This window comes from Janthinobacterium sp. GW823-FHT06H09, from assembly GCF_058794735.1.
On sequence record NZ_JBXAHC010000005.1, the window covers coordinates 396,658 to 422,352 of the forward strand.

General features: G+C 63.1%; 22 protein-coding genes and 1 tRNA gene. 9 read left to right on the top strand and 14 right to left on the bottom strand.

Annotated elements, in window-relative coordinates:
* Positions 1-7: 7 nt before the first annotated feature.
* The gene (locus AC1Q6X_RS10990; protein WP_230504468.1) at positions 8-610 is read right to left on the bottom strand and encodes a hypothetical protein; all 603 of its coding nucleotides are present in this window, start codon (positions 608-610) and stop codon (positions 8-10) included.
* 208 nt (positions 611-818) lie between these two features.
* On the opposite strand from AC1Q6X_RS10990, the gene AC1Q6X_RS10995 reads away from it, so the two are divergent.
* Positions 819-895, top strand: a tRNA-Pro gene (locus AC1Q6X_RS10995).
* 154 nt (positions 896-1,049) lie between these two features.
* On the opposite strand, the gene AC1Q6X_RS11000 is transcribed toward AC1Q6X_RS10995, so the two are convergent.
* The 12 genes from AC1Q6X_RS11000 to AC1Q6X_RS11055 all read right to left on the bottom strand — a co-directional run bounded on the left by AC1Q6X_RS11000 (position 1,050) and on the right by AC1Q6X_RS11055 (position 15,231).
* Positions 1,050-1,973 (bottom strand): hydroxymethylglutaryl-CoA lyase, encoded by a 924-nt coding sequence (locus AC1Q6X_RS11000; RefSeq protein WP_492496909.1) that lies wholly within the window; start codon positions 1,971-1,973, stop codon positions 1,050-1,052.
* 1 nt (position 1,974) lies between these two features.
* Complete coding sequence (locus AC1Q6X_RS11005; RefSeq protein ID WP_492496911.1) at positions 1,975-2,907, bottom strand: 2-hydroxyacid dehydrogenase; 933 nt, start codon at positions 2,905-2,907, stop codon at positions 1,975-1,977.
* Positions 2,908-2,918: 11 nt separating this feature from the next.
* On the bottom strand, positions 2,919-4,946 hold the full coding sequence (locus AC1Q6X_RS11010; RefSeq protein WP_492496913.1) for an acetyl/propionyl/methylcrotonyl-CoA carboxylase subunit alpha: 2,028 nt from the start codon (positions 4,944-4,946) through the stop codon (positions 2,919-2,921).
* Positions 4,947-5,108: 162 nt separating this feature from the next.
* Positions 5,109-6,155: a biotin synthase BioB gene (bioB, locus tag AC1Q6X_RS11015; RefSeq protein WP_070312655.1), complete on the bottom strand. Its 1,047-nt coding sequence runs from the start codon at positions 6,153-6,155 to the stop codon at positions 5,109-5,111.
* A gap of 31 nt (positions 6,156-6,186) precedes the next feature.
* Positions 6,187-6,978: a dethiobiotin synthase gene (gene bioD / locus AC1Q6X_RS11020; RefSeq protein WP_492496915.1), complete on the bottom strand. Its 792-nt coding sequence runs from the start codon at positions 6,976-6,978 to the stop codon at positions 6,187-6,189.
* The gene (gene bioF / locus AC1Q6X_RS11025) at positions 6,968-8,164 is read right to left on the bottom strand and encodes an 8-amino-7-oxononanoate synthase (protein WP_492496916.1); all 1,197 of its coding nucleotides are present in this window, start codon (positions 8,162-8,164) and stop codon (positions 6,968-6,970) included. The genes bioD and bioF overlap by 11 nt, the downstream gene beginning before the upstream one ends.
* Before the next feature lies 1 nt (position 8,165).
* Entirely contained in the window at positions 8,166-9,494 is a 1,329-nt protein-coding gene (gene bioA / locus AC1Q6X_RS11030) for an adenosylmethionine--8-amino-7-oxononanoate transaminase (RefSeq protein WP_492496918.1), read from the bottom strand.
* A 45-nt stretch (positions 9,495-9,539) separates the two neighbouring features.
* Positions 9,540-10,328, bottom strand: coding sequence for an enoyl-CoA hydratase/isomerase family protein (locus tag AC1Q6X_RS11035; RefSeq protein ID WP_492496920.1), 789 nt, complete (start codon positions 10,326-10,328; stop codon positions 9,540-9,542).
* Positions 10,329-10,341: 13 nt separating this feature from the next.
* Positions 10,342-11,964 (bottom strand): carboxyl transferase domain-containing protein, encoded by a 1,623-nt coding sequence (locus tag AC1Q6X_RS11040; RefSeq protein WP_326456617.1) that lies wholly within the window; start codon positions 11,962-11,964, stop codon positions 10,342-10,344.
* A 40-nt stretch (positions 11,965-12,004) separates the two neighbouring features.
* The gene (locus AC1Q6X_RS11045; protein WP_230504481.1) at positions 12,005-12,454 is read right to left on the bottom strand and encodes a YchJ family protein; all 450 of its coding nucleotides are present in this window, start codon (positions 12,452-12,454) and stop codon (positions 12,005-12,007) included.
* A gap of 79 nt (positions 12,455-12,533) precedes the next feature.
* Positions 12,534-13,820 carry a D-amino acid dehydrogenase gene (locus AC1Q6X_RS11050; protein WP_492496923.1) on the bottom strand — a complete coding sequence of 429 codons (1,287 nt, stop codon included), beginning with the start codon at positions 13,818-13,820 and terminating at the stop codon, positions 12,534-12,536.
* 91 nt (positions 13,821-13,911) lie between these two features.
* On the bottom strand, positions 13,912-15,231 hold the full coding sequence (locus AC1Q6X_RS11055; RefSeq protein ID WP_492496925.1) for a serine hydrolase domain-containing protein: 1,320 nt from the start codon (positions 15,229-15,231) through the stop codon (positions 13,912-13,914).
* A 227-nt stretch (positions 15,232-15,458) separates the two neighbouring features.
* On the opposite strand from AC1Q6X_RS11055, the gene AC1Q6X_RS11060 reads away from it, so the two are divergent.
* The 8 genes from AC1Q6X_RS11060 to AC1Q6X_RS11095 all read left to right on the top strand — a co-directional run bounded on the left by AC1Q6X_RS11060 (position 15,459) and on the right by AC1Q6X_RS11095 (position 23,773).
* Positions 15,459-16,199 carry a GntR family transcriptional regulator gene (locus tag AC1Q6X_RS11060; RefSeq protein ID WP_086140517.1) on the top strand — a complete coding sequence of 247 codons (741 nt, stop codon included), beginning with the start codon at positions 15,459-15,461 and terminating at the stop codon, positions 16,197-16,199.
* 123 nt (positions 16,200-16,322) lie between these two features.
* The gene (locus tag AC1Q6X_RS11065; protein ID WP_492496928.1) at positions 16,323-17,204 is read left to right on the top strand and encodes an N-acetylmuramic acid 6-phosphate etherase; all 882 of its coding nucleotides are present in this window, start codon (positions 16,323-16,325) and stop codon (positions 17,202-17,204) included.
* A gap of 45 nt (positions 17,205-17,249) precedes the next feature.
* Positions 17,250-18,548: an MFS transporter gene (locus AC1Q6X_RS11070; protein WP_492496930.1), complete on the top strand. Its 1,299-nt coding sequence runs from the start codon at positions 17,250-17,252 to the stop codon at positions 18,546-18,548.
* 91 nt (positions 18,549-18,639) lie between these two features.
* On the top strand, positions 18,640-20,301 hold the full coding sequence (locus AC1Q6X_RS11075; protein WP_492496932.1) for a glycoside hydrolase family 10-like protein: 1,662 nt from the start codon (positions 18,640-18,642) through the stop codon (positions 20,299-20,301).
* 94 nt (positions 20,302-20,395) lie between these two features.
* Positions 20,396-21,343, top strand: coding sequence for a BadF/BadG/BcrA/BcrD ATPase family protein (locus AC1Q6X_RS11080; RefSeq protein WP_492496934.1), 948 nt, complete (start codon positions 20,396-20,398; stop codon positions 21,341-21,343).
* A gap of 30 nt (positions 21,344-21,373) precedes the next feature.
* A complete protein-coding gene (locus AC1Q6X_RS11085) occupies positions 21,374-22,174 on the top strand; it encodes an N-acetylmuramoyl-L-alanine amidase (RefSeq protein WP_230504495.1) in 801 nt (266 codons plus the stop codon).
* Between the two features lie 82 nt (positions 22,175-22,256).
* On the top strand, positions 22,257-23,159 hold the full coding sequence (locus tag AC1Q6X_RS11090) for a LysR family transcriptional regulator (RefSeq protein ID WP_492496936.1): 903 nt from the start codon (positions 22,257-22,259) through the stop codon (positions 23,157-23,159).
* Positions 23,159-23,773: a M15 family metallopeptidase gene (locus AC1Q6X_RS11095; RefSeq protein ID WP_492496938.1), complete on the top strand. Its 615-nt coding sequence runs from the start codon at positions 23,159-23,161 to the stop codon at positions 23,771-23,773. The genes AC1Q6X_RS11090 and AC1Q6X_RS11095 overlap by 1 nt, the downstream gene beginning before the upstream one ends.
* Here AC1Q6X_RS11095 and AC1Q6X_RS11100 read toward each other — a convergent pair whose 3' ends face one another.
* Positions 23,774-25,153, bottom strand: a complete 1,380-nt coding sequence (locus tag AC1Q6X_RS11100) for a sodium-dependent transporter (RefSeq protein WP_492496940.1) — start codon at positions 25,151-25,153, stop codon at positions 23,774-23,776. It lies immediately after the preceding gene.
* Positions 25,154-25,695: the final 542 nt, after the last annotated feature.

A 25,695-nucleotide genomic window follows, 5' to 3' on the forward strand; every position in this document is an offset into this window, starting at 1 on the left:
CAAGCCCTCACCACTTGCAACCGCTATCCTTCTTGTCCAGCAACATCAGCACGGGCGCCAGCAAGCCCGCCCCTGCATAAGCGGTGCGGCAATCGCCGCGCTTGCCTTGGGCGATGTCGCGCGCCAGCTGGGTTTCCGTTTGCAGCGGCTTGTCGGGGATTTGCCCCACGGCCGTGCCCACCTTGGACGGATCGCGCTCGCCCGCCATCTTGCGCGCCGTCTTCCTGGCCGCTTCCATGTCGAACTTCGGCGTTTCCGCAGTTTCTTGCCTGAAGGTGTCGGGACTGGCCGTCGGCGTGGCTGGTGAGGCCGGCACCACCGTGATGGCTTGCGGGCTGGATGCCGGCGCGGTGGCTGCCGCCGGCGTTTCCCGGACAGCGGCGCGTTTCTGCTTGCTGATGGGCTTGGGTTCGCGCTTCGGCTTGACGACCTCGACAGGCGGCGGGGGCGGCTTGGCGGCCAGTGGACGTATCCACACGGCGATCGATTCCACGCGCGGGGCCGTGTCCGGCGGCACAGGCGGCTGGACGTGGCGCCACAGATAGATCAAGGCGCCATGCAGCAGCAAGGACACGCCGACGCCCAGCGCGATGCCGCGGCGATTTGGCATGGGCTGGCCGCCGCCGCTGCTTCTTTCTATCCTGAACTCCATTGCCGTCGTCGCCTTCATGTCTGATCGGGAAAACTTGCAAACCCAGTGTCGCATACTTCAATCGTTTTGAAAAATACATGAGTCCCAGTGCCGCGCGTAAATAATTTACACAGAGTTTCACCTGACCCTTGACCGAAGTCGATACGGCCTGTATTATCTTGGTCTTCGGAGTGTGGCGCAGCCCGGTAGCGCACCTGGTTTGGGACCAGGGGGTCCAAGGTTCGAATCCTTGTACTCCGACCAAATTTGTAGAAAAAAACCCAAGAGTTTCGGCTCTTGGGTTTTTTTTCGTCTGTACGGTTCGGGTAGGTCGGATTAGCGCGCAAGCGCGTAATCCGACAACACCAGGATCATGGCCAACATTGTTGTCGGGTTAAGCGCTACGCGCTAACCCGACCTACGCCGCGAGGCGTTTCGCCGCCAGTGCATTGCCGGCGCGGCTGGAGCCCTTGCGCCCCAGCTGCTGCGCAATGAACTGGCCCGCATCGACCACCAGGTCCAGGTCGATGCCGGTGTCTATCCCCAGTCCCTGCATCATGTACAGCACGTCTTCTGTCGCCACGTTGCCCGTGGCGCCCTTGGCGTACGGGCAGCCGCCCAGGCCCGAGACGGACGAGTGATAGATCGTAATGCCCGTTTCCAGGCTGGCGTAGATGTTCGCCAGCGCCTGGCCGTAGGTGTCGTGGAAGTGGCCGGACAGGCCGCCCACGTGGAAAGCCGCGATGGCGCGCTGCATCACCGCCTGCGTCTTTCTCGGCGTGGCCACGCCGATGGTGTCGGCGATGTCGATCTCGTCGCAACCGAGGTCGCGCATGCGGCCCACCACGTCGGCCACGGCGTCGAGCGGCACGTCTCCCTGGTAGGGGCAGCCGAAGGCGCAGCTGATGCTGCCGCGCAGGCGCAGGCCGTGTTCCTTGGCCGCTTTCGCCACGCCTTCGAAGCGGGCGATCGATTCGGCGATCGAGCAGTTGATGTTTTTTTGCGAGAACGCCTCCGAGGCCGAGCCGAAAATTACCACTTCATCGGCTTTTGCCGCCAAGGCGGCATCGAAACCCTGCATGTTCGGCGTCAGCGCCGAATAAATGGTGCCCGGGCGGCGCGCGATTCTCTCCATCACTTCCGCGCTGGTGGCCATCTGCGGCACCCATTTCGGCGAAACGAAGGACGCCGCCTCGATATTGGCGAAGCCGGCCTGCGTCAGGCGGTCGACCAGCTCGATCTTGACGGCGGCGCTGATGGTGTCCTTCTCGTTTTGCAGGCCGTCGCGCGGACCCACTTCGACGATCTTGACCTGCTTGGGCAAACTGGTAGTAGGGTTCATCTCAATATCCTTGCAAACGGTTGACGATGCCGGCGACCACTTCTCCGGCGTGCAGGCGGCGCATCTTGGCGGCGATCTGCGCCACGCTTTCGCGGCGCAGGGTGGCGGCCGAAATATGCGGCGTGATGGTGATGCGCGGTTCTTGCCAGAACGGGTGCTGCTGCGGCAGCGGCTCGTTGCGGAACACGTCCAGGGTCGCTCCGGCGATATGCCCGGAGCGGATCAGGGTCAGCAGATCCGGTTCGGCGATATGCGCGCCGCGCGCCACGTTGACGACGTAGGCGCCCGGCAGCAGCATCGACAGGCGGGCGCGGTCGAGCAGGTTGTGCGTGTCCGGCGTGAGCGGCAGCATGCACACCAGCACGCGCGTGCCGCGCAAAAAGGCATCGAGCCCCTCTTCGCCCGCAAAACAATGCACGCCATCGACGTGCTTCTGGCTGCGGCTCCATCCGCGCAGCGGAAATTCGAACTGCGCCAGCGCTTCGAGCACGCGCGTGCCCAGCACGCCCATGCCCAGCACGCCGACGGGAAAATCCAGCTTGTCGAAGGCGGGCAGCGGCTGCCAGATGCCGGCGCGGCCCTGCGCCTCGTAATCGTCGAAACGGCGGAAGTGGCGCAGCACGGCGTGGCTCACATATTCGGCCATCTGCACGCCCATGCCCGCGTCGTCGAGGCGCACCAGCGGCACGTGGGCCGGCAGCGCGTCGCCGAACTTCAACAGCGCGTCGACGCCGGCGCCCGTGTTGAAGATGGCTTTGACTTCGCTCAATGCCGGCAGCATGGCGGCGGGCGGCTGCCACACGACGGCATAATCGCATGGCGCGAACGTCTCGCCTTCGCGCCAGAAGTGGATTTCAGCTTCGGGCAGCAAGTCTTTAAAATCGGCGATCCACGCCGCTTCCTTGCCGTCCGAGCGTTGTAAAAGGATGCGCATCGTGGCTGCCTCTATGCGGCAGCCTTGAAAGCCAGCAGCGGCGCGCCATCGGCCACCTGGTCGCCGACCGCGTACAGCACGTCTTCCACCAGGCCGTCGTGCGGCGCGGCGATCGTGTGCTCCATCTTCATCGCTTCCATGATGACCAAAGGCTCGCCCTTCCTGACGTCCTGCCCTTTGTTGACCAGCACGGCGACGACCTTGCCCGGCATGGGCGCCGTCAGGCGGCCGCCTTCCGCTTCCACTTCGCCCGCATGCGCCATCGGGTCGCTGTAGTGCAGCGTGTAATGCAAGCCGCCGGTGAATACGTGGAACTGCTCGCCGTCGCGCAGCACCGTGCCATGCACGGCACGCTCGCCCAGCTTGATGTGCAGCTCGTTGCCTGTGCGCGCCGTCAAGCTCAGGGGCTGGCCGTTGAACAGCCAGCCATCGGTCTTGTAGGCGATGCGCGCGGCATAGGTTTTGTCGTCGCTGGCCAGTGCGAATTCATCGGCGAACGACAGGCTGCGCCCCAGAGTGCTGTTCAAGCGCCAACCCAGGGCGTTGCCCCACGGGTCGGCGCGGTTGGCCGACTGCGCTTCGGCGGCCGTTTTTTCTTCCAGCAGCAGGGCGACGGATGCCAGCGCCAGGGCCGTGTCGGGTGCCGGCTGCAGGGCGGGGAACAGCGACGCCTGATTGCGCTCGATCAAACCCGTATCGAGGTCCGCGCTGGCAAACGCCTGGCCTTCGACCAGGCGCTTCAGGAAGGCGATATTGCTGGCCAGGCCGACGATCTGGTAGTCGGACAGCGCCTGCGCCATGCGCGCCAGCGCTTCGCGGCGGTCCGCGCCCCAGACGATCAGCTTGGCGATCATCGGGTCGTAGAACGGCGAGATGGCGTCGCCTTCGCGCACGCCCGAATCGATGCGCACGGACGCCGGCACCACGGTGCCGCCCAGTTCGAACGTCACGGCCGATGGTGACTGCATGTGGCGCAGGGTGCCGATCGACGGCAAAAAGCCCTTTTCCGGGTTTTCCGCGTAGATGCGCGCCTCGATGGCGTGGCCGTGGATCGTCAATTCATTCTGTTTTTTCGGCAGCGGCTCGCCAAAGGCGACGCGCAATTGCCATTCCACCAAGTCGGTGCCGGTGATCATTTCCGTCACCGGGTGTTCCACCTGCAGGCGCGTGTTCATCTCCATGAAGTAGAACGAGCCATCCTGGTTGGCGATGAATTCCACCGTGCCCGCACCCACGTAGCCGACGGCCTTGGCGGCGGCGACGGCCGCCTCGCCCATGGCCGCGCGGCGGTCAGCCGGCATGCCCGGCGCCGGCGCTTCTTCCAGCACCTTCTGGTGACGGCGCTGCACCGAGCAATCGCGCTCAAACAGGTAGATGCAGTTGCCGAGCGTGTCGGCGAACACCTGGATTTCGATATGCCGCGGACGCGACAGGTATTTTTCGGCCAGCACCTTGTCGTCGCCGAAAGAGCTGATCGCTTCGCGCTTGCACGAGGCCAGCGCCGCCTTGAAGTCGGCGCTGTTGTCGATGACGCGCATGCCCTTGCCGCCGCCGCCGGCCGAAGCCTTCAGCAGCACGGGGTAGCCGATCTTGTCGGCCTGGCCGTGCAGGAAGTCCGCATCCTGATTCTCGCCGTGGTAGCCGGGCACCAGCGGCACGTTCGCTTTTTCCATCAGCGACTTGGCGGCTGATTTCGAGCCCATGGCGCGCATGGCGGACGCCGGCGGGCCGATGAAGACCAGGCCCGCCGCGTGGCAGGCGTCGGCGAAGTCGGCGTTCTCGGACAAAAAGCCGTAGCCGGGGTGGATCGCCTGGGCGCCAGTGGCCAGCGCCACGGCGATGATCTTGTCGCCGCACAGATAGCTTTCCTTGGCCGGCGCGGGGCCGATCAGCACCGCTTCGTCGCAGACGGCGACGTGCTTGGCGTTGGCGTCCGCTTCCGAATACACGGCGACGGTCTGGATGCCCATGCGGCGCGCGGTAGCGGCGACACGGCAAGCGATTTCGCCGCGGTTGGCGATCAGGATTTTAGTGAACATGGTCTCTCTCTATTCTCTCAAAAAGGGGCAGCTGTCTCTTGTCATGGACGTTGTGTGCTGGCGTGTCGGCTTACGCGCTTTGCGCTAAGCCGACCTACGCATTGGTGAGGCTGTATATCGTAGGTCGGGTTAGCCGGCACGGCGTAACCCGACAGGGCTGGATCAGCAGCCGCACTTCTCTTTCTGTACCGATTCCAGCATGGCGCCGCGCGTCTGCAAGCCCAGCTTACCCAGCAAGGTGCGGTCGTCTTCCGCTTCCGGGTTGTCGGTGGTGAGCAGCTTGTCGCCATAGAAAATGGAGTTGGCGCCGGCCAGGAAGCACATCGCCTGCACGGCTTCGCCCATCTGGCGGCGGCCGGCCGACAGACGCACGCGCGCTTTCGGCATGGTGATGCGGGCCACGGCGATCGTGCGCACGAATTCGAACGGGTCCAGCGCTTCCAGGCCGAACAAAGGCGTGCCTTCCACCTGCACCAGGTGGTTGACGGGCACCGATTCCGGGTACGGATTCAGATTGGCCAGCTGGGCGATCAGGCCCGCGCGCTGCAAGCGCGTCTCGCCCATGCCGACGATGCCGCCGCAGCACACTTTCAAGCCCGCTTCGCGCACGCGGCCCAAAGTATCGAGGCGGTCCTGGTATTCGCGCGTCGAGATGACGTTGTCGTAGAACTCGGGCGCCGTATCGAGGTTATGGTTGTAGAAGTCCAGGCCGGCGTTTTTCAGGCGGTCCGCTTGTCCTTCTTCCAGCATGCCCAGGGTGGCGCAGGTTTCCAGGCCCAGCGCTTTCACTTTGCTGACCATCTCTTCGACTTTGTCCATGTCGCGATCCTTCGGGCCGCGCCAGGCGGCGCCCATGCAGAAGCGCGTGGCGCCATTGGCTTTCGCCTGGCGGGCCGCGTCGAGCACCGTGTCGATGTCGAGAATTTTCTTCGCTTCCACGCCCGTGTCGTAGCGGGCCGCCTGCGGGCAGTAGCCGCAGTCTTCCTCGCAGCCGCCGGTCTTGATCGACAACAGGGTCGCCAGTTCCACGTCGCCGTCGGGGAAGTTGACGCGGTGGGTTTGCTGGGCCTTGAACATCAAGTCATTGAATGGCAGGTCGAACAGGGCCAGCACGTCGGCGACGGGCCAGGTGGCCGCTTCCGGCACGGTGATGCGCGCCGCTGGGCGGTGCAGTTCGACGGTTTTTGCTGCTTCTTGGACGTGAGACATGTGATTCCTTCGTTTCTATTTTTGAATGCGTTTAAGTGTTGGGATGCTGCGCCGGCCAGTTGGGCAAGCCGGTGAAATCGAGATACGCCGCCGCCGCTTCCGCAGTGGGTTGCGCCAGGCGCGGCACCCTGCCCAGCAGCGGCGCCGGGATGCGCTCGATCAGCGCATCGATATTTTCGTCGAGGAAGCGCATTTCCACTTCCAGTGTGTTGGCGACCCAGCCGATCACCGTCAGGCCGCGCGCCTCGATGGCTTCCACCGTCAGCAAGGCCTGGCTGATGCAGCCCAGACGCATGCCGACCACGAGGATCACGGGCAGGTCGAGCTGCTGCGCCAGGTCGGCCGAATCGAAACCGGGCGACAGCGGCACGCGGAAACCGCCCACGCCTTCGACCACGACGGCGTCCGACGCGGCGGCGATTTCCAGGTAGGCGGCCAGGATCGGTACGGACTCGATGCTCACGCCTTCGAGCGCGGCGGCGATGTGCGGCGCGGCCGGTTCCTTCAGCATATACGGCGTGGTGATATTGCGCAGCATGGTGACGTTGCCGGCGGCGATCAGGCTGTCGGCGTCTTCATTATGCAGTTCGCCGTCGCGCATCTCGGCGCCGGCAGCCACGGGCTTCATGCCGCAGGCGCGCACGCCGCGCGCCACCAGCGCGTGCAGCAGGGCCGACGACGTCAAGGTCTTGCCGATTTCCGTGTCGGTGCCGGTGACGAAACAGGCAAAGCGCGAGGGCAGGCCGATGGCTGCCGGCGCCGGTTGCACGGCCGGCGCCAGGTCCGCCAGCACTTCCGCCACGATAGGGTCATCAAGGCTCATGGCGAGTCCTTTCCAGGGTGTTGACTGCGTTGATCAATTGCGCCACTTCCTGCGCCGTATGGCCGGCCGACAGGGTTACGCGCAGGCGCGCCGTGCCGGCAGGGACGGTGGGCGGGCGGATGGCGCCGACCCACAGGCCTTGCTTATAGAGTTGGGCGGCGATGTCCAGCATGTCCGCATTCTCGCCGATGATGACGGGCTGGATGGCGGAGAGCGACGGCAAGGCTTGCCAGCGCTGCAGCTGCAAGCCGTCGTTCCATTGCGCCACCAGCGCGGCCAGGTGCATCCGGCGTTGTTTTCCTTCTTCACCGGCGATGATGTCCAGGCTGGCCAGCAGCGCATGCGCGAGCGCGGGCGCGGCCGCCGTGGTGAAGATGTAGGGGCGGGCCTTCTGGATCAGCGTCTCGATCACGGCTTCGTGCGCGCAAACGAAGGCGCCGCCCACGCCGGCCGATTTTCCCAGCGTGCCCACGTAGACCAGGTGCGGTGAGTGCAGGCCGAAGTGTTCGAGCGCGCCGCGGCCATTGGCTCCCAGTGCGCCGAAGCCGTGCGCATCGTCGACCACCAGCCAGGCGCCATACTGCTCGCATAGGGCCAGCAGCGCGGGCAGCGGCGCCAGGTCGCCATCCATGCTGAAGACGCTGTCGGTGACGACGATTTTCGTTTTGGCTTTGCTTTCCGCCAGCAGGGCCGCCAAGGCGTCGAGATCCGCATGCGGATACACGCGCGTCTTGACGCGTGCCAGGCGCGTGCCGTCGATCAGCGAAGCGTGGTTCAGCGCTTCCGAGAAGATCTCCGCGTCCGGATCGCCCGCCGCCAGGGCGGTGATCACAGCCAGGTTGGCCATGTAGCCGGTGCAGAAATACAGCGCGCGCGCCTGTTCCAGGTTGGCGCCGACAAACGCGGCCAGCCGTTCTTCCAGTTGCGCGTGGGCGCGGCTGTGGCCACTGATCAGGTGCGACGCGCCGCTGCCGGCGCCATACAGGTCGGCACCCTCTTTCAGCGCATCGACGATGCGCGGATGCGACGCCAGGCCCAGGTAGTCATTGCTGCAAAAGGCCAGCATGTCGCGGCCATCGACCGTCAGGCGCGGCGCGCACGGCGTGTCGACGGTGCGGCGGCGGCGGATCAGGCTGCGCTCTTCCAGCCCCTGCAGCTGCTGCTTCAAGCGCGTGAGCAGTTCCATCTCAGGCTCCGATCACTTTGTTGAAGACGGCCAGCGTCTGTTGGCCCAGGCCCGCGATTTCGGCGTTGTCGAGGATGTACGGCGGCATCAGGTAGACGGTGGAGCCGATGGGGCGCATCAGCAGTTCGTGTTCCAGCGCCGTGCTGAAGAAGCGGCGCGAAAAGTCGGGCGCCGCATCGACGGCGTCAAAGGCCCAGATCATGCCCTGCTGGCGGAAATTCTTGACTTTTTCATGCTGCGCCAGCGGCGCCAGGGCGCGCGTGATCCTGGCGGCGCGTTCCCGGTTGGCCGCCAGCACGTCGTCTTCCTCGAAAATCGACAGGGTTGCCAGCGCCGCGCGGCAGGCCAGCGGGTTGCCCGTGTACGAGTGCGAATGCAAAAAACCGCGGCGCACGTCGGTGCTGTAGAACGCCTGATAAATATCTTCGCGCGTCATTACCAGCGATAAAGGCAGGTAGCCGCCGCTGATGCCCTTGGACAGGCAGACGAAATCGGGCCAGATGCCGGCCTGTTCGCACGCAAAGAACGTGCCCGTGCGGCCGCAGCCGACGGCGATCTCGTCGAGGATCAGATGGACTTGATAGCGGTCGCACAGGGCGCGCACCAGCGACAGGTACAGCGGGTCGTGCATGGCCATGCCGGTGGCGCACTGCACCAGCGGCTCGATGATGATGGCGGCGATTCTTTCGGACTTTTCCTGGAACAGCCGTTCCACGTCGGCCGCGGCGCGGCGCGCCACGTCCTGCGCCGATTCGTTGTCTGCCGCCTGGCGGAAGTCGGGCGACATCACCGTCTGCGTGGCACGCAGCAGAGGGCCGTATGCATCCTTGAACAGGGCGACATCGGTGACGGCCAGCGCGCCGATGGTTTCGCCGTGGTAGCTGCCTTTCAGGCAGACGAATTCCTGTTTTTCTCCCTTGCCGCTGTTGCGCCAGGCGTGAAAACTCATTTTCAGGGCGATTTCCACGGCCGAGGCGCCGTCGGACGCGTAAAAACTGTGACCAAGCACGCCATTGGTGAGCGCGGAGAGCTTTTCCGACAGCTCGATCACCGGTTCATGCGTGAAACCGGCCAGCATCGCGTGTTCCAGGCGGTCCAGTTGATCCTTGAGTTCCGCATTGATGCGCGGGTTGGCATGGCCGAACAGGTTCACCCACCAGGAGCTGATGGCGTCCAGGTAGCGTCGTCCTTCGTGGTCATACAGCCAGGCGCCGCGGCCATGGCTGACGGGGATGAGCGGTACAGTCTCGTGGTGCTGCATTTGCGTGCACGGATGCCACACGCTGCGCAGACTGCGTTCGACCCAGCCCGATTGTTTTTCTGCTTTCAAAACTGCTCCAATGATTTTCTTAGTCCATGAGCTTTGGACTATTAACTAGCCCATGAGCCAACCCGGCTTGCGCTTGTCGAGGAAGGATTGCACGCCTTCGCGCCCCTGCTCCGAGGCGCGGATCTGCGCGATGCGCTCGGCGGTGTCCGCCAACAGCGCGTCGTCGACGGGCTGGCCGGCGATGTCACGCACCAGCGTTTTCGCTTGCGCCACGGCGTGCGGGCTGTTGCCCGTCAGGGCTTTCAGTACCTCGGCGGTTTTCGCGTCCAGCGCGCTTGCCTCGACTACCTCGTGGGCAAAGCCGATGCGCAGCGCTTCCCGGGCGGAGAATCGCTCCGCCGTCAGGAAATAGCGGCGTGCCGCGTTTTCGCCCATGGCCTTGATGACATACGGTGAAATAGTGGCCGGGATCAGTCCCAGCCGCACTTCGCTCAGGCAGAAATGCACGTCTTCCGCAACCAGAATGATATCGCATGCGGCGACGAGGCCCATGCCGCCCGCATAGCAGTCGCCCTGGATCTTCGCCACCACGGGTTTCGGACACAGGTAAATCGTGCGCAGCATCTGCGCCAGCTGCAGCGCGTCGGCCTGGTTTTCGGCATGCGTATAGCCTGCCATTTTCTTCATCCAGTTCAGGTCCGCACCGGCGCAAAAGGCCGCGCCGTTCGCGGCCAGCACGATGGCGCGCACCATGTCGCTGCGCCCCAGCCCCTCGAAGGCGCGCGCCAGTTCGGCGATCGTCGTCTCGTTGAAGGCATTGCGCACGTCCGGGCGGTTCAGGGTCACGGTGGCGACATTGCCCTCGATGACCAGCTTTAAGGTTTCAAATTCCATGCTTTTCTCTCCCTTACATGCGGAATACGCCGAACTTCGTGTCCGGGATTTCCGCGTTCAGGGCGGCCGACAGGCCCAGGCCCAGCACCATGCGGGTGTCGGCCGGGTCGATCACGCCATCGTCCCACAGGCGCGCGGTGGCGTAATACGGGTGGCCCTGGTGTTCGTATTGATCCTTGATCGGCTGCTTGAAGGCCGCTTCCTCGTCCGCGCTCCATGCGCCGCCCTTGCCTTCGATGCCGTCGCGCTTGACGGTGGCCAGCACGGAAGCGGCCTGGTCGCCGCCCATGACGGAAATGCGGGCATTCGGCCACATCCACATGAAGCGGGGAGAGAACGCGCGGCCGCACATGCCGTAGTTGCCGGCGCCGAAGCTGCCGCCGATGATCACCGTGAATTTCGGCACGGCGGCCGTGGCCACGGCGGTCACCATCTTGGCGCCATTGCGGGCGATGCCCTCGTTTTCATACTTGCGGCCCACCATGAAGCCCGTGATGTTTTGCAGGAAGACGAGCGGGATCTTGCGCTGGCAGCACAATTCGATGAAATGCGTGCCTTTCAAGGCCGATTCCGAGAACAGGATGCCGTTATTGGCGATGATGCCGACTTTGACGCCATAGATGTGCGCGAAGCCGCAGATCAGGGTGGTGCCGTAGCGCGCCTTGAATTCGTCGAAATCGCTGCCGTCGACGATGCGCGCGATCACCTCGCGCACGTCGAACGGTTTGCGCGTATCGACGGGGATCACGCCATACAATTCCTGCGTCGGGTATGTCGGTTCGACGGACTCGCGCAGCGCCATCTGCTGCGGCTTGGTGCGGTTCAAATTCGAGACGATGGTGCGCGCCAGCGACAGCGCATGCAGGTCGTTCTGCGCCAGGTGGTCGACCACGCCGGACAGCCGCGTATGCACGTCGCCGCCGCCCAGGTCTTCCGCCGTCACCACTTCGCCGGTGGCAGCCTTCACCAGCGGCGGGCCGCCGAGGAAGATCGTGCCCTGCTCCTTGACGATGATCGATTCGTCGCTCATGGCCGGCACGTAGGCGCCGCCCGCCGTGCAAGAACCCATCACGACGGCGATTTGCGGGATGCCCTTGGCCGACAAATTCGCCTGGTTATAGAAAATGCGGCCGAAATGGTCGCGGTCGGGGAAGACGTCGTCCTGGTTCGGCAGGTTGGCGCCGCCCGAGTCGACCAGGTAGATGCAGGGCAGGTTGTTCTGGTCGGCGATTTCCTGCGCGCGCAAATGCTTTTTCACCGTCATCGGGTAATAGGTGCCGCCCTTGACGGTAGCGTCGTTACACACGATGACGCATTCCTGGCCCGAGACGCGGCCGATGCCCGTGATGATGCCGGCGCTCGGGGCCGCATCGACGCCCTTGGCGTCCTGGTACATGGCGTAGGCCGCCATCTGGGAAAACTCGAGGAAGGGTGTGCCGGGATCGAGCAGCATCTGGACTCTGTCGCGCGGCAGCAGTTTTCCGCGCGCCAGGTGCTTGGCGGCAGCCGCTTCGCCGCCGCCGGCCGCGATCTTTTCCACCTTGTCGCGCAGATCGTCGACGATGGCTTGCATGGCCGCGGCATTGGCCTTGAAATCTTCACTGCGCGGATTGAGTTTGCTTTCGATATGCGGCATTGCGGTTCCTTTTTATGATCGCCCGGTCTCTCGGGTCGCGCTATTCGGGAAAACTGCCGTCGAGATAAAACCAGCGCAGGGCACCACCGCCCTCGCCCGCCTCGCGCACGAAGCGGCTTACCTCATGCAGGCGGTGCGCGCGGCCGTTGACCTTGTAGCGGGCCACGAATTCGACGGTATCGCGGTGTATCTCTTCGGCTTGATCTGCTGATTCTGCTTTACGTTGACGTAAACGTAAAGCAGATTTTACCTCAAGTCCCAGCCAGTGGACTTTTTCTTCTTCGGCAAATAAAGCGTCGGCCGGACGGGTGCTGGCGTGCCAGGTGGCGCGCAGATACGCTTCATCGCGCAAGGTGAACGCCGTGTAGCGCGAGCGCATCAGGGCTTCGGCCGTGGGCGGCAAGGCATCGCCCGCGATATACGGGCCGCAGCAGCTGGCGTAGGAGGCGCCGCCGCAGGGGCAGGCGGAAGATGTCGGAGGTGTGGGCATGCTGTGGCGGACTGGGAACACGAAAGTTCCGCAATTATCCGCCATATCGGCAGCGGCGCGTGCGCGCCGCCCTGGCCGGCTATTGTTTCGGGCTGAGGAAGTCCAGCGCGAACGGCGGCGCCTTGCCGGCCATGAGATCGGCGAGGATGCGCGCCGTGCCGGCGGCAAAGGTAAAGCCCAGCGGGCCATGGCCCACGTTGAGCCACAAGTTCGCAACTTTGCTGGCGCCCACCAGCGGCGCGCTGTTCGGCGTGGCGGGGCGCAGGCCAGCCCAGGCCGTAGCCTGGTCGTAGTCCGCGCCGTGCGGCATGGCTTCGCGCGCCAGCCGCGTCAGGCCGGCGATGCGGTTCCAGTCGATGCTGTTGTCGGCGCCCACCATGTCGACCATGGCGGCCACGCGCAGGTCGCCGCCTATGCGCGCATACAGCACCTTGCGCTCGAAATCCGTGATGCTGATCTCGGGCGCCCGGTGCTGCGCGCGGATGGGCGCCGTCAGGCTGTAGCCTTTCAGCGGATACAGGGGCAGGTAGATGCCGGCCGTGGCGGCCAGGTCACGGCTCTGGATGCCGGCCGCCAGCACGTAGTGATCTGCCTGCAACAGGCCCAGGCTGGTGTCGACGCCCGTGATCCTGCCCTTGTGCGTGAGGAGACGGCGTGCCTCTCCTTTTAACAGGAGTGAATAATTCGGGTGCTGCAGCAGGCGCGCTTCAAGCGCCAGGCAAAAGGCGTGGCAATCGGCCACCGCCTCGCCCTCGGTAAAGATGCCGCCCGCCAGCGCGCCTTGCAAGGCGGCCAGCGCCGGTTCGCGTTGTACGGCTTCAAGCGGCGACAAGACGATGCGCGCCTCTTCCGATTCGGGCCGCGCCACGGCCCGCTGGAAGATGGCGGGCGAGCGGTAGACGATGAGTTTGCCCGCGTCGCGCCAGGCATACGCCTCGGGAGGTACGGTCAACTCCAGCTGCGCCATGCCGGCGCGGCTTAACTCTCCCAGTTGCAGCAGCTTGGCCGTCGTGCGTGCATTGCTGGCGCTGTTGCAATTGCGCAGGAAACTGGCCAGCCAGCGCCATTGGCGCCAGTCCGCCTCGGGACGGAAGCGCAGCGGACCATCCTTCTGCAGCAGCCATTGCAGGGCTTTGAAGGGCACGCCCGCGTCCGCCAGCGGTGCCACATAGCGATAGCTGAGCTGGCCGCCATTGCGGTAGCTGGCGGCGATCGCCACCTGTTCATTGCGTTCCAGTACTGTGACCTTGTAGCCGGCCTCGGCCAGCCACCAGGCCGATGTCAGACCGACGACGCCGCCGCCGATGATGATGACGTGTTGCTGCATGTTGCCTCGCTGCGTTGCGCTCCCATGGTGCGGGAGCATTCGATGAGAGCTTAGAGGCTGGCCATCACGGGAGCCAATGAAACATCATGGTGCAGCCATAACTTTCAGGAATGCACTGTTTTTGTGCAAATTATTCATTATTGCCAATCGCACCACGATACAAGGTGGTGAGTATCAATTCCTCGCTGCGCCCCATGGCGGAATACGCGCCCGGATAACGCTCGGGATCGCTGCCCGTACCGCCCACCAGCATCACCATGCCATTCTTGTGCTTGAAATCGAGCACGAAGGCGGAGACGAGGCCATACGCGTCGCCCAGGTGGCCCACGGCGGAGAAGCTGGCGCCCTCGACCAGGCTGTTGCCCTGCCCCGCCACGGCATCGAACTGCTGGTTGCCCAGGCCCCAGGCGCGGTACAAGCCCCGTTCGCTGTTGCCATTGCGGGCGTCTGGCGCCAGCTGCCATTGGCGGCCAAACATCAAGGCGATGCTGGCTGGCTGCAATAGTTGTTTGCCCTCATGGCGGCCACCGTCGAGCAGCATCTGCATGACGGTGCCCAGTCCCGCGGCGGAGATGCGCAAGCCGCCCGTGGGACTAAAGACGGTGGCGTTGCTGCCGATCACATAACGCGCGATGCCGGCAGGCGGATGCTGGTCAAAATCGTCGGCTTGCGCGATCCAGGGGCCGTGCGGCCGCCACTCTTCCGTCTCCAGCGTGCGCTTGCGGTACAGGGTGGCTGTGTCCGCCAGCTCTGCCTGAGAGAATGCCGCCGGATGGTAGCCGCCGCGCAACTGCAGGGGATCGAGCAGCAGGCGCCGCATCAGCAAGTCGAAGCGCTCGCCCGTGACTTGCTCCATCACCGTGCCGATCACGCCCCAGTTCAGGTTGGAATACGTAAAGTAGCGGCCGGGTGCCGCGCTGGAATCCCACATCGCGTCGCCGCCGGCCGTAAACACGTCACGCAGGCTGCGTTCCGGCCCCCAGGCATAGCCGCCCGCGTCGCGCAGCGAGGAAGTGTGACTGAGCAGGCTGCGCAAGGTCACGGGCCGCTGGGGGAAATGCGGGTTGCGCAGGGAAAAGCCTAAATAAATGCCCACGTCCTGGTCCAGGCTCAGCTTGCCCTGCTCGAGCAGGCGCATCAGGCCCAGGGTCGTCATCATCTTCGATACGGAAGCGATGCGGAACAGGGTGTCCGGCGTCACGGGCAAGCTGTCAGCCGGCGTGGCGCCGATGTGCCGGTAGCCAAATTGTTGCTGATACGATACTTTTCCCTGGCGTATGGCCAGCACGGACAGGCTGGCCAGCGGGTGGGCCGCATCCCCGACGATGGCGGACAGGGCCGCATCGAGCGCAGGCTGCTGGTCCTTGCCGCTGCCGGGTGGCGCGGCCAACGCGCTCCAGGTCGTGCCCAGCAGCAGCAAGCCCAGCAAACCCGTCATTTTATTGTGCATGTTTCCCTGTGTCGCAATGTGGTGGAGGCATCGCCAGCATAGGGCGGGATCGTTTCCAAGGCCAATGAAAATTGCTTATTTATCTATAATGCAAAGCTATACGCACGGTAAAACATTGTTTTTTTAAATGTATAACCGTTATTTATGGTCATTTTCCATTTATTCATGGGTCGACGGGCTACGCGCAAGCGCCATCGCTATTACACTAGGAGGACAAGGAGAACTGTATGAGCCAGACCAGCGTAGAACTCAAGGTCGATTTAAATGACAATTCGCCTTTATATATGCAGATCGCCCGCAAGCTGAGCGATGACGTACGCAACGGCCGCTACCAGGTAGACCAGGCCCTGCCATCCGAACGTACCCTGTCCGAACTGCTCGACGTATCGCGCGTGACTGCCCGCAAGGCCATCGATCAATTGGTCGAGCAAGGCCTCGTCGTGCGCCGCCGTGGCTCGGGCAACTATATTGCCCCGCGCATCGAGCAGCCGTTGTCGAACCTGTCGAGCTTTTCCGAGCAGCTGCAGCAGCGCGGTTACCGTCCCGGCTCGCGCTGGCTCAAGCGCGAAGTCGTCATCGCCAGCAGCGACGAGCAGCTGAGCCTGGGCCTGGCGCAGAACACGAAAGTGGCGCGCCTGGAGCGCCTGCGCCTGGCTGACGACGTGGTGATGGCGTATGAAGTGAGCGTGCTGCCCTTCAGCGTCGTGCCGGACCCGGCCGCCATGGGCGACTCGCTGTATGAATACTTGAGCAGCATCAAGAAGGCCCCCGTGCGCGCCTTGCAGCACATCCGCGCCATGAATGCGACGGACGTGCTGGCCGAGCAACTGGGCATCCCCGATGGCCAGGCCGTGCTGTTCATCACGCGCATCGCCTACTTGGAAACGGGCGAGGCGGTGGAACTGACGCATTCGTATTGCCGCAGCGACCATTACGACTTCGTGGCCGAGATGCGCCGCGCGCCGTAAGAAGGCGGCCGCCACGATCCGCGTGCACCCATAAACTCCCGTTATGCCCGCCCGCCATCCTTTCATGGCTGATCTTGCTCGTTGGTATTAAACTGGTTTCACCTTCAACCATGTTCTGAAATCATGTTGAAAACTGAAACCCCGAGCCGGCGGCATCCGGATCTGGACCTGTATCCGGTGGAGCAACTGGTGGCGGCGCTGGTCGACGACCAGTTCTGGGCCGTCGAAGCCGTGCGGCTGGCCTCGCCGCAAATCGGGGCCGCCATCACGGCCGCCCTGCCCCGCATCGCTGCCGGCGGCCGCTTGCTGTACGTGGGCGCGGGCACATCGGGACGTCTGGGCGTGCTCGACAGCGTCGAACTCAACCCCACATTTTCCTGGCCGCCCGAGCGGGCCGTCGCCATCCTGGCCGGCGGCGCAGGCGCCATGTTCACGGCCGTCGAAGGGGCCGAAGATGATGTACAGCAAGGCGAGCACGATGTGCTGGCCCTGTTGCCGCAAGAAAATGATGTCGTGATCCTGCTGGCCGCCTCCGGCGCCACGCCGTATGTGCTGGGCGCCCTGCTGGCCGCGCGCAAGGCGGGCGCCTTGACGATCGGCATTGCCAACAATGTGGACGCCCCCGTGGCGCACGAGGCGCAATGCGGCATCGTGCTCGACACGGGCACGGAAGTCATTTCCGGCAGCACGCGTCTGAAAGCGGGTACGGCGCAAAAAATCACCCTGAACACGATTTCCAGCGCCCTGATGGTCGGTTTGCACAAAACTTACGGAAACTTGATGGTAGACTTGAAGCCGACCAACGCCAAGCTGATCTGGCGGGCCGTGCGTCTGACCATGCATGCCACCGGCGCCAGCGAGGTGCAGGCCAGGACCGTGCTGGAGCAATGCCACTATCACGTCAAGGTGGCGATTGTTGCCTTGATCAAAAAAATCAATACAAACCAGGCACAGGCATTGTTGGCCGGCGCAGGCGGCAGTGTGCGGGCGGCACTGGCGGCGTGATCCGATGGCGCGGCATTCTTCTGTCTGGGAGACCAAGAAGGATGTATGGAGCTAGTGAAACAACCCGCCCCGGCGCGTAAAAATAATCCGTGGCTGTGGATCCCTTCCCTGTATTTCGGCCAGGGCATCCCCTACGTAGTGGTCATGACCTTGTCCGTGATCATGTACAAGAACTACGGTTTCAGTAATACCGATATCGCGCTGTACACGAGCTGGTTGTACTTGCCATGGGTCATCAAACCCCTGTGGTCGCCTTTCATCGATATGTACCGCACCAAGCGTTTCTGGATCGTCGGCTTGCAGCTGGTGATCGGCGCCGCGCTGGCGCTGGTGGCCTTGACGACGTCCTTGCCCCACTTTTTCCAGATCAGTTTGGCCATCTTCTGGCTGATGGCCTTCAGTTCCGCCACGCATGATATCGCCGCCGACGGCTTTTATATGCTGGGCCTGGAAGAGCACCAGCAGGCGGCCTTCGTCGGCGTGCGCAGCACGTTTTACCGCCTGGCGATGATCGCCGGCCAGGGCGGCCTGGTGTATCTGGCCGGCTATCTGACGCATGCGACGGGCAATGTGCAGCTGGCCTGGTCCGTCGTGTTCGCGATTCTGGCGGGCCTGTTCATCGCCCTCTTCCTGTACCACTATTTTGTCTTGCCGAAACCGAAGGAGGACCGTCCCAGCATCCAGGACGCCGGTGTTTCTCCGTTGCAAGAGTTCGTCGCCACCTTTGCGGTCTTCTTCAAGAAGAAGGATATTGTCGTCATCCTCGGCTTCTTGCTGCTGTTCCGCCTCGGCGAAGCGCAACTGCTCAAATTGGCCGCGCCCTTCCTGCTCGACCCCGTCGCCAAGGGCGGCCTGGGCCTGAGCACGGAACAGGTGGGCCTCGTCTACGGCACCATCGGCGTGATCGCCCTGACCCTGGGCGGCTTGCTGGGAGGCTTCATCATTTCCCGCTTCGGCTTGAAGCGTTGCCTGTGGATCATGGTGCTGTCCGTCCACTTGCCCGACCTGGTGTTTGTCTACCTGGCCAGCGCCATGCCCAGCAACATTTATGTGATCGCCGGTGGCATTGCGTTGGAGCAATTCGGTTACGGCTTCGGTTTCGCCTCGTACATGTTGTACATGATCATGGTCTCCGATGGCGCGCATAAAACGGCCCATTACGCCATTTGCACGGGCTTCATGGCCCTGGGCATGATGTTGCCGGGCATGGCCAGCGGCTGGATCCAGCAAATGCTCGGCTACCAGTACTTCTTCATCTGGGTGTGCATCGCCACGATTCCCGCTTTCATCATGGCCGCGCTGGTCAAGATCGATCCCGAATTCGGCAAGAAGGCCGAAGTCTGATTCTTTTGAACCGTGCGCCCGCATGGATGGCGGGCGCACAGTAAAATGCCCGCACCGATAGACTTGGGCTTCACCACTGCAAGGAATTGTTTTGTTGTCTACTTTCAAAAAACGCCTGGGCGCCACGGCCGGCGTGCTGGCCGCCTTGGCCACCGCCACATTGCTCAGCAGCTGTACCAGCACCAAAATGCCGTCCGCAGTGACGCCAGGCGAAGCGGGCTTGCCGGCCGTGCCGCCCGTGCAGCACATCACGGGCGAAGTGCCGCCGCCGGCGCCGCGCGAGTTTCGCGCCGCCTGGGTTTCGACGGTGGCCAATATCGACTGGCCCAGCCGCAGCAATTTGCCTGTCGCCAAGCAGCAAGCCGAAGCGATCGCCATCCTCGACCGCGCCAAGTCCTTGAATCTGAACGCGATTGTGCTGCAGGTGCGCCCCAGCGCCGACACGATTTACCCCTCGCAGCTGGAACCGTGGTCGGAATACCTGACAGGCAAGCAAGGCCAGCCGCCATTGCCCATGTATGACCCGCTGGCCTTCTGGGTGGCCCAGGCGCATGCGCGCGGCCTGGAATTGCACGCCTGGTTCAACCCGTACCGGGCCCGTCACGCCACGGCCAAGTCGCCGCTGGCGCGCGACAGTTTCGCGTCCACCAACCCCGCGTCCGTCAAGCAATACGGCCGCTACCTGTGGATGGACCCGGGCGATGCGGCCGCGTCCAAGCATACGACGGACGTGGTGCTCGACGTGGTGCGCCGCTACGATATCGACGGCGTGCACATCGACGACTATTTTTATCCGTATCCGATCGACGCGCCTGGCGCCGGCGCCGGTGCGGAAACGGCCGCGCTGGACGCGGGCAATGGCGGCGCCAAGCGCGAACTGCCATTTCCCGATGAGCCTTCCTGGCAGCAATATCTGCTGGCCGGCGGCCAGCTGGACCGCGCTTCCTGGCGTCGCCAGAACGTCAACCAGCTGATCGAAGCCTTGTATACCGGCATCCACCGCGAAAAGAGCTGGGTGCGTTTCGGCATCAGCCCGTTTGGCATTGGCCGTCCCGACCGCCGCCCTGCCGGCATCGTCGGCTTCAGCCAGTACGATAAATTGTATGCGGATGCGGAACTGTGGCTGGCCAAGGGCTGGCTCGATTATCTGTCGCCGCAGCTGTACTGGCCCGTGGCGCAGGCGCCGCAAGCGTTTGGCGTGCTGCTCGACTACTGGCTCGCGCAAAATCCGTATGGCCGTCACGTGTGGCCCGGTTTATATACGAGCCGCATCGACAATTCCGCCAAGTCCTTCACGCCGCAAGAGATCATCAAGCAGATCGAAGTGACGCGCACGCGCCCCGGCGCGAATGGCCAAGTGCATTTCAGCATGGTGCCCCTGATGCAGAACCGCAAGGGTGTCAGCGAGCAACTCAAGGCGAGCGTGTATCAAAGCCCGGCCCTGATCCCCGCCACGCCCTGGCTGGGCAAGGAAGCGCCGGGCACGCCGGTGCTGGCTTTGCGCCGCGATTCCAGCAGCCTGAACGTCAAATTGACGTCGGGCGGCGGCAAACCCGTGGCGCAATACGCCATCTGGGCCCGCTATGGCGAAGACTGGCGCTTCACCGTGGTCACTGGCGTGCAGGCTGAACTGACCCTGGTTGATGATGGCATCGGTAAAGTCAATGCGGTGGTGGTCAGCGCCGTAGACCGCCTCGGCAATGAAAGCCCTCGCGTCACCGTGCGCGCACCGTTTACGGGCCCCGCCAAGTAATTGCTGACCGTTCACCGCTAGTCCATAACCTGCAGGCATGAAACATGCGCAAGCTTTCATGCCTGCAAGCTCCGCTTGGCTTTACACTCATGCCATGATTTCCTTCCCTGCAACCAATACTGATACTGCCGTGCTCGGGCTGGGCATCGACGCGGGCGGCACGCAGACGCGCTGGGCGCTGGCTACCGGCGACGGCACCATCGTGGCCGACGGCGCCGTGGAAGGCTTGTCTGCCTTGCAAATGAGCAGCGATGCGGGCCGCGCCGCCGTGCACGCCACGTTTGCAACATTGTGCAAGCAAGTGCTGGCCGTCGGCCAACCGCGCGCCGTGGTGGCGGGTTTGACGGGTTTTGGCGGCGACGATGTTGCGCTGGCGCAAACCTTGGCCAGCCTGCTGGCGCTGGATGCCGCTGACGTCAGCCTGGGCAACGACATTGAAATCGCCTATCGCGACAGTTTTGAACCTGGCGAAGGTTATCTGGTCTACGCTGGCACGGGTTCGATTGCCGCCTGGATCGATGCGGACGGCGTGTTTCACCGCGCGGGCGGGCGCGGCGTGCTGCTCGACGATGGCGGCGGCGGCTACTGGATCGCGCGCGAAGCCTTGCGCCACATCTGGCGCCGCGAAGACGAGGCGCCCGGCAGCTGGCACAGCTCGCCTATGGCCGAAGCCGTATTTGCGCAACTGGGCGGCAGCGACTGGTCGCTGTCGCGCGCCTTCATGTATGGTCAGGACCGGGGCGCCATCGGCCGGCTGGCGCTGGCCGTGGCCGCCAGTGCGGATGCCGACCCGCTGGCGCTGGACATCTTGCAGCGCGCGGGACAGGAACTGGCGCGATTGGCGCTGGCGCTGACGGCGCGCTACGGCCCCCGTCCCGTGGTGCTGGCCGGGCGTGCGGCGCAATTGCACCCGGCCATCGCGGCTGCCATGTGCGCCGCTTTGCCTGTATCGTTGATGATGGAGCAAAAAGTTGCCCATTCGCATGAGGCCGCGGCCAAGCTGGCGGCCAGGACGGCCAGCCAGCGCACTGGCAAGAACTGACTATTTTATTAACCCGAACACGGATCTTTCATGAAAAAAATCGCCCTCGCCCTGCTGGTGGCCCTGCTTTCCGCCTGTACCACGCCCGCGCCGCACCTCGACCATAGCTTGACGGCGCGCAGCCAGAGCCCGCGCGTGAAATTCATCGTCATCCATTACACGGTCAGCGACCTGCCCCGCTCGATCAAGATCCTGACGGAACAAGTAGTCAGCAGCCATTATTTGCTGACGGACACGGATAAGCCGAAGTTTTACGTGCTGGTCGACGAATCGCGCCAGGCCAATCACGCGGGTGTGAGTAACTGGAAGACTTATACACAGTTGAATGTCAGCTCGATCGGCATCGAGATCGTCAACCCTGGCTACAAGGACACGCCGGAAGGCCGCCTCTGGTATCCCTTCCCCCAGGCACAGGTCGATGAACTGATTCCGCTGTTGAAAGATATCCAGGCCCGCTACAACATCGCGCCGGAAAATATCCTGGGCCACAACGAAATCGCCCCGCAGCGCAAGCAGGACCCGGGTCCGCTGTTTCCATGGCGCCAGCTGGCCGATGCGGGCCTGATCGTCTGGCCCAATGCCAACCGCGTGGCCGCGCAGCGCCTCATTTTTGAGCAGCAAGTGCCGGACGCCGTCTGGTTCCAGAAAAAGCTGGCCCAGCACGGCTATGCGACGCCAAATACGGGCATATTCGATGAAGCGACGCGCAATGTGCTGATCGCCTTCCAGATGAAGTACCGCAATACGCGCTTTGACGGCATGCCCGACGGCGAGACGGCAGCCCTGCTGGAAGTGCTGACGACACCGGCCACAGCTGTTGCAACAAAGTAGCATGGCCGTTCCAGCCCATGACTTTTTCTTATATGCTGAACATTACGGCCCAGGCGGCCACGGCAAGGTAAAGGAATAGCTCATGCGGCTGCGTCATATCGAAGTGTTTCACGCCATCATGCAAGTTGGCACCATCAGCGGCGCCGCCCAGGTCCTGCATATCTCGCAGCCGGCTGTGACCAAGGTCTTGCAGCATTGCGAGTTGCAACTGGGCATGCCGCTGTTCGAGCGCGTGCGGGGCAAGCTGTACCCGAAGCCCGAGGCGCACCGTTTGTTTGTCGAGACGGAAAAGCTCAACCGCGATTTATTGGGCATCCGCCGTCTGGCGGCCAGCCTGAAGGGCCACGCGGTGGAAACCATCCGTTTGGTCTCGACGCCGACGCTTGCCATCAGCGTCTTGCCGTTTGCCATGACGGAGTGGCGGCGCGACTTTCCTCACACGCGTTGCCAACTGGCTACCCACCACACGGGCGAGATCGTCAATACCCTGCGCCTCGGTGAAGCGGACCTGGCCGTGTCGCTGCAAGACCCGCGCCATCCGGGCATCGTGGCCGAGCCCATTGCGCACGGTGTCATGACGGTCATCGCCCCGTCCGGCACCTGGCATGCGGCCGATTGCGGCACGCCTTTGACGGCGCATGGCCTGAACGGCGAGCTGATCGGCCATGCGGACAACGATCCGCTGGGCGAACTGGTGGTGGCCGCCTGCGAGGCGCAGGATATCCATCCCGTGTTTTCCACTGTGGTGCAGACGTATCAAATCGCCCGTTCCCTGGTGGAAGCGGGCGCCGGCATGGCCGTGGTCGACCCGTTTACGGCGGCGTCCGGCTCGCCCGAGCGGCTGCAGCGCCGTCCCTGGGCGCCCACCATTCCGATCCAACTGTATTTATTGACGGCGAGCCACTCGCCGCTGTCGCATGGCGCGCGGCGCCTGGCCGACAGCATTGGCGTGGCGGCGCGCAACTGCCTGGAAAGAGGAGTCTGATGTCTGTTGCAAGTTTGCAATTGGAAGCGGTCGGCAGCGATCCGCAATTTCGTCATCTGAGCAGCATCGCCGGCATTGCCGTCGACTTGCGCTATGCCACGCCCGACAATTTCGTCGGCCGCGACTTATACAGCCCCATCGATTGCGCCTGGCTGCACCGCGATGCGGCCGCCGCGCTGGAGCAGGCCGTGGCCTGGCTGGCCGCGCATCGCCCCGATCATCATCTCTTGGTGCTCGACGCCCTGCGCCCGCAGCGGGTGCAGCAGCAATTGTGGGATGCGCTGCAGGGAACGGAGTTGCTGGGCTACATCGCCGAGCCGTCGCGCGGCTCCATCCACTCGTTCGGCATGGCGCTCGACATCACCATCGTCGGCCCGGACGGCCGGGAATTGGACATGGGCACGGGTTTTGATGATCTGAGTGAGCGCTCGCATCCTGCACTGGAGCTTGTCTTGCTGGAAAAGGGGGAAATTACCGAGGAGCAAGTGGCGCACCGCCGCTTGTTACGCGACGCCATGTTCCAGGCGGGCTTTTTTGGCATCAACAGCGAATGGTGGCATTTCGATTGCGGCGACCGGGTGCTGGTGCGCCAGACCTACACCCGGGTACTCTGATTAGAAGACCTTTAATCCCTTCAGCATCACGATCAGGATCAGCACGGGCGAGACAAAGCGCAGCAGGAACAGCAGCACGTGCGCCAGGGTTTGATTTTGCAACTGGCCATGATTGCTGATCGCCTCGATGAAATGCTGCTTGCCCCAGGCCCAGCCTGTAAACAAGGCAATCGCGATGCCGCCCACGGGCAGGAAGATATTCGATGAGACGAAGTCGAACAGATCAAACATATTCAAGTTAAACAGCTTGAAGTCCGCCAGGGTGCTGTTGCTCAGCGCGCACACGGAACCGAGCACGGCCAGCAGCAGCATGGTCACGATGGTGGACTTGGTGCGCGTCCAGCCGAAGCGTTCATGGAAAATCACCACGGGCACTTCCATCAGCGACAGCATCGCCCCCGTGGCAGCCACGGCGGCCAGGATGAAGAACACCACCATCAGCACTTGTCCCATGGGAATTTGCGAAAACACGGCCGGAATCGTGATGAACACCAGCGACGGTCCCGCGCTGGGGGCGAAACCAAACGTGAACACGGCGGGGAAGATGGCGATACCGGCCAGCATCGATACACCGAGGTCGGCCGCCATCACCCGCAAAGTGGTGACGGGGATATTCTGGTCATCGCGGAAATAGCTGCCGTAGGTCATCATCGTACCCATGCCGACGGATAATTTAAAGAAGGCTAGGCCCATGGCCGTCAGCACGACGGAAGCCGTCAGCTTGGAAAAATCAGGGCGGAACAGGAAAGCCAAGCCTTCGCCCGCCTTATCGAGCGACAGGCTCACCGCGCACAGCAACAGCAGCAGCAGGAACAGCAGCGGCATCAGCTTCTTGGCGATCGCCTCGATGCCCTTGGTCACGCCCAGCATCAATATGCCGCCGATAAACAGCAGCACGCCCCATTGCCAGAACAGCGATTGCAAAGGATTGCTGATCAGCGAGGCGAAGGCCGCTTCCGTCACCAGTTTGTCGCTGCTCAAGATGGAGCCGTCGATGGCCTTGGCGATGTACGCAAATACCCAGCCCACGACTTCCGAATAAAACGCGACGATCAGGAAGGCGGCGACCATGCCGATAAAGCCGACCAGCCACCAGGGTTTGTCCTTCGGTGCCAGCTGTTCCATGGTGGAGATCGGATTGACCTTGGCGCGGCGTCCGAGGGTGATTTCCGCGATCATCACGGGCAGTCCTACTAATAAGGTGGCGAGCAGATAGATGAGCAGGAAGCCGGCGCCGCCATTGGCGCCTGTCAGATAGGGGAACTTCCAGATATTGCCGAGACCGACTGCGGAACCGAGGGTGGCGGCGAGCACGCCGAAGCCAGTGGTAAAGCCAGCTCGTTTCAGGGGCAGGCCTGATCCTTGAGCTTGTTGTTTCATGGTGAATCTTCTATGGTGGGACGCGAATTTGCGCTGAGGGGGCGAAATTGTAGCAGTTCGATGCAATTCGTCCGGAAAAGCCTTGCTACTCCGGGGGCGCTTTGCTATAGTTCGCCTCCCCAATGAGACGCAGTCAAATGCGGCAGTTGAGGATCCCCGGAAACGGCGATGCAGTAAAAAGAAGGAGTTGACGATTGTGCTGAAATGCTTCATACTCTTCCTTCTTCGCAGCTGACAAACACAACGCTTTGTCGATGGCGCGAAAGTAGCACCGAATACAGTTCTTTAACAATTAACAGTCGATAAGTGTGGGCATTTGATGTAAGTGCAGCGTCAATCTTCGGATTGGCGTCTAACTTAAAATATCAAATGTTCACAAGAAATAATGAAATAGGCGCTACGCAAGTAGTGGCCTGTCAGTTTTTTGAGTGAGCGACCCGTCAGCAATGACGGTGCCAATAAAATGGCAAAGTAACAGAGATTAAACTGAAGAGTTTGATCCTGGCTCAGATTGAACGCTGGCGGCATGCCTTACACATGCA